The 5224-nt window shown below is 56.9% G+C and carries 2 rRNA genes; both read right to left on the bottom strand.

Going from position 1 to position 5224, the window contains the following annotated elements:
• Positions 1 to 32: 32 nt before the first annotated feature.
• A 23S ribosomal RNA gene (locus tag ACIA5F_RS30840) occupies positions 33 to 3155 on the bottom strand.
• A 283-nt stretch (positions 3156 to 3438) separates the two neighbouring features.
• Positions 3439 to 4963: ribosomal RNA gene (locus ACIA5F_RS30835) — 16S ribosomal RNA — on the bottom strand.
• The 16S and 23S rRNA genes sit together here, the layout of an rRNA operon.
• Between the last annotated feature and the right edge of the window lie 261 nt (positions 4964 to 5224).

The raw sequence follows: 5224 nt of genomic DNA, 5'->3' as shown, positions 1-5224 counted from the left end.
CTTCAGAACTAACACAGTGGACGCGAGCAACTGAGGACAAGCCCTCGGCCTATTAGTACCAGTCAGCTCCACCCGTTACCGGGCTTCCACATCTGGCCTATCAACCCAGTCGTCTACTGGGAGCCTTACCCTCTCAAGGAGGTGGGAATACTCATCTCGAAGCAGGCTTCCCGCTTAGATGCTTTCAGCGGTTATCCCTCCCGAACGTAGCCAACCAGCCATGCCCTTGGCAGGACAACTGGCACACCAGAGGTTCGTCCGTCCCGGTCCTCTCGTACTAGGGACAGCCCTTCTCAATATTCCTACGCGCACAGCGGATAGGGACCGAACTGTCTCACGACGTTCTAAACCCAGCTCGCGTACCGCTTTAATGGGCGAACAGCCCAACCCTTGGGACCGACTCCAGCCCCAGGATGCGACGAGCCGACATCGAGGTGCCAAACCATCCCGTCGATATGGACTCTTGGGGAAGATCAGCCTGTTATCCCCGGGGTACCTTTTATCCGTTGAGCGACGGCGCTTCCACAAGCCACCGCCGGATCACTAGTCCCGACTTTCGTCCCTGCTCGACCCGTCGGTCTCACAGTCAAGCTCCCTTGTGCACTTACACTCAACACCTGATTACCAACCAGGCTGAGGGAACCTTTGGGCGCCTCCGTTACTCTTTAGGAGGCAACCGCCCCAGTTAAACTACCCATCAGACACTGTCCCTGATCCGGATCACGGACCGAGGTTAGACATCCAGCACGACCAGAGTGGTATTTCAACGATGACTCCACAACCACTGGCGTGGCCGCTTCACAGTCTCCCACCTATCCTACACAAGCCGAACCGAACACCAATATCAAACTATAGTAAAGGTCCCGGGGTCTTTCCGTCCTGCTGCGCGAAACGAGCATCTTTACTCGTAGTGCAATTTCACCGGGCCTATGGTTGAGACAGTCGAGAAGTCGTTACGCCATTCGTGCAGGTCGGAACTTACCCGACAAGGAATTTCGCTACCTTAGGATGGTTATAGTTACCACCGCCGTTTACTGGCGCTTAAGTTCTCAGCTTCGCCACACCGAAATGTGACTAACCGGTCCCCTTAACGTTCCAGCACCGGGCAGGCGTCAGTCCGTATACATCGCCTTACGGCTTCGCACGGACCTGTGTTTTTAGTAAACAGTCGCTTCTCGCTGGTCTCTGCGGCCACCCCCAGCTCAGGAAGCAAGTTCCCTCACCAGTGATGGCCCCCCTTCTCCCGAAGTTACGGGGGCATTTTGCCGAGTTCCTTAACCATAGTTCACCCGAACGCCTCGGTATTCTCTACCTGACCACCTGAGTCGGTTTAGGGTACGGGCCGCCATGAAACTCGCTAGAGGCTTTTCTCGACAGCATAGGATCATCCACTTCACCACAATCGGCTCGGCATCAGGTCTCAGCCTTAATGTGTGACGGATTTGCCTGCCACACGGCCTACACCCTTACCCCGGGACTACCACCGCCCGGGCTGGACTACCTTCCTGCGTCACCCCATCGCTTACCTACTACAAGTCTGGTCCGTCGGCTCCACCACTTTCCCTTGCCCGAAGGCTCCGGAACGGCTTCACGGACTTAGCATCGCCTGATTCGATACTGGGCGTTTCAAAGCGGGTACCGGAATATCAACCGGTTGTCCATCGACTACGCCTGTCGGCCTCGCCTTAGGTCCCGACTTACCCTGGGCAGATCAGCTTGACCCAGGAACCCTTAGTCAATCGGCGCACACGTTTCTCACGTGTGTATCGCTACTCATGCCTGCATTCTCACTCGTGAACCGTCCACAACTAGCTTCCGCTGCTGCTTCACCCGGCACACGACGCTCCCCTACCCATCACAGCGGGCGTTGGCCCTCATGCTGCAATGACACGACTTCGGCGGTACGCTTGAGCCCCGCTACATTGTCGGCGCGGAATCACTTGACCAGTGAGCTATTACGCACTCTTTCAAGGGTGGCTGCTTCTAAGCCAACCTCCTGGTTGTCTCTGCGACTCCACATCCTTTCCCACTTAGCGTACGCTTAGGGGCCTTAGTCGATGCTCTGGGCTGTTTCCCTCTCGACCATGGAGCTTATCCCCCACAGTCTCACTGCCGTGCTCTCACTTACCGGCATTCGGAGTTTGGCTAAGGTCAGTAACCCGGTAGGGCCCATCGCCTATCCAGTGCTCTACCTCCGGCAAGAAACACACGACGCTGCACCTAAATGCATTTCGGGGAGAACCAGCTATCACGGAGTTTGATTGGCCTTTCACCCCTAACCACAGGTCATCCCCCAGGTTTTCAACCCTGGTGGGTTCGGTCCTCCACGAAGTCTTACCTCCGCTTCAACCTGCCCATGGCTAGATCACTCCGCTTCGGGTCTAGAGCGTGCAACTCAATCGCCCTGTTCGGACTCGCTTTCGCTACGGCTTCCCCACACGGGTTAACCTCGCTACACACCGCTAACTCGCAGGCTCATTCTTCAAAAGGCACGCAGTCACGACTGTTGTTCCGAAGAACAACAGCGACGCTCCCACGGCTTGTAGGCACACGGTTTCAGGTACTATTTCACTCCGCTCCCGCGGTACTTTTCACCATTCCCTCACGGTACTATCCGCTATCGGTCACCAGGGAATATTTAGGCTTAGCGGGTGGTCCCGCCAGATTCACACGGGATTTCTCGGGCCCCGTGCTACTTGGGAGATTCTTAAGCAAGCCGCTGATGTTTCGTCTACGGGGGTCTTACCCTCTACGCCGGACCTTTCGCATGTCCTTCGACTACATCAACGGTTTCTGACTCGCCGACCGGCCGGCAGACCGGTCAAAAGAATTCCCACAACCCCGCATGCGCAACCCCTGCCGGGTATCACACGCATACGGTTTGGCCTCATCCGGTTTCGCTCGCCACTACTCCCGGAATCACGGTTGTTTTCTCTTCCTGAGGGTACTGAGATGTTTCACTTCCCCTCGTTCCCTCCACATGCCCTATGTGTTCAGGCATGGGTGACAGCCCATGACGACTGCCGGGTTTCCCCATTCGGACACCCCCGGATCAAAGCTCAGTTGGCAGCTCCCCGGGGCCTATCGCGGCCTCTCACGTCCTTCATCGGTTCCTGGTGCCAAGGCATCCACCGTGCGCCCTTAAAAACTTGGCCACAGATGCTCGCGTCCACTGTGTAGTTCTCAAACAACGACCAGCCACCCACCACCCCCACCCTGACGGGCCGAGTTCACTGGGGCCGGACTGAAGACAACAGCCTCACGGCCGTACCTTCAGACACCCAACAACGTGCCAGGCACGATCACCCTCAACACCCTCACGTTCCACGCCGAAGCAGTACTTGTGAGAAGAATCAGGAAACCGTGCCAACTAATCAACGTTCCACCCATGAGCAACCGTGCGGTACATTCGACCGCAGCCGGCTATATGCTCCTTAGAAAGGAGGTGATCCAGCCGCACCTTCCGGTACGGCTACCTTGTTACGACTTCGTCCCAATCGCCAGTCCCACCTTCGACAGCTCCCTCCCTTACGGGTTGGGCCACCGGCTTCGGGTGTTACCGACTTTCGTGACGTGACGGGCGGTGTGTACAAGGCCCGGGAACGTATTCACCGCAGCAATGCTGATCTGCGATTACTAGCGACTCCGACTTCATGGGGTCGAGTTGCAGACCCCAATCCGAACTGAGACCGGCTTTTTGAGATTCGCTCCACCTCACGGTATCGCAGCTCATTGTACCGGCCATTGTAGCACGTGTGCAGCCCAAGACATAAGGGGCATGATGACTTGACGTCGTCCCCACCTTCCTCCGAGTTGACCCCGGCGGTCTCCTGTGAGTCCCCATCACCCCGAAGGGCATGCTGGCAACACAGGACAAGGGTTGCGCTCGTTGCGGGACTTAACCCAACATCTCACGACACGAGCTGACGACAGCCATGCACCACCTGTATACCGACCACAAGGGGGGCACTATCTCTAATGCTTTCCGGTATATGTCAAGCCTTGGTAAGGTTCTTCGCGTTGCGTCGAATTAAGCCACATGCTCCGCCGCTTGTGCGGGCCCCCGTCAATTCCTTTGAGTTTTAGCCTTGCGGCCGTACTCCCCAGGCGGGGAACTTAATGCGTTAGCTGCGGCACCGACGACGTGGAATGTCGCCAACACCTAGTTCCCAACGTTTACGGCGTGGACTACCAGGGTATCTAATCCTGTTCGCTCCCCACGCTTTCGCTCCTCAGCGTCAGTAATGGCCCAGAGATCCGCCTTCGCCACCGGTGTTCCTCCTGATATCTGCGCATTTCACCGCTACACCAGGAATTCCGATCTCCCCTACCACACTCTAGCTAGCCCGTATCGAATGCAGACCCGAGGTTAAGCCTCGGGCTTTCACATCCGACGTGACAAGCCGCCTACGAGCTCTTTACGCCCAATAATTCCGGACAACGCTTGCGCCCTACGTATTACCGCGGCTGCTGGCACGTAGTTAGCCGGCGCTTCTTCTGCAGGTACCGTCACTCTCGCTTCTTCCCTGCTGAAAGAGGTTTACAACCCGAAGGCCGTCATCCCTCACGCGGCGTCGCTGCATCAGGCTTTCGCCCATTGTGCAATATTCCCCACTGCTGCCTCCCGTAGGAGTCTGGGCCGTGTCTCAGTCCCAGTGTGGCCGGTCGCCCTCTCAGGCCGGCTACCCGTCGTCGCCTTGGTGGGCCATTACCCCACCAACAAGCTGATAGGCCGCGGGCTCATCCTTCACCGCCGGAGCTTTCAACTCCCACCCATGCAGGCAGGAGTAGTATCCGGTATTAGACCCCGTTTCCAGGGCTTGTCCCAGAGTGAAGGGCAGATTGCCCACGTGTTACTCACCCGTTCGCCACTAATCCACCCCGAAAGGCTTCATCGTTCGACTTGCATGTGTTAAGCACGCCGCCAGCGTTCGTCCTGAGCCAGGATCAAACTCTCCATGAATGTTTACCCGTAATCGGGTGCACACATCACTTAGAGCGGGACCATCAGATCGGAATAAGACCGACAGTCCACAACGTCCTCGCTGTGTAATTGCCTGCCCCGCTAAGGACAGGACTTTTTCAAAGGAACCTCATCCACCGAAGTGGACGGGGTATCAACTTCTGGCGTTGATTTTTGGCACGCTGTTGAGTTCTCAAGGAACGGACGCTTCCTTTGTACTCACCCTCTCGGGCTTTCCTCCGGGCTTTTCGTTCAGTTCTT

The sequence above is a fragment of the Streptomyces sp. NPDC051567 genome, from assembly GCF_044454165.1.
In the GTDB taxonomy this organism is placed as follows: domain Bacteria; phylum Actinomycetota; class Actinomycetes; order Streptomycetales; family Streptomycetaceae; genus Streptomyces.
This window is presented reverse-complemented; position numbering and strand designations above follow the sequence as displayed.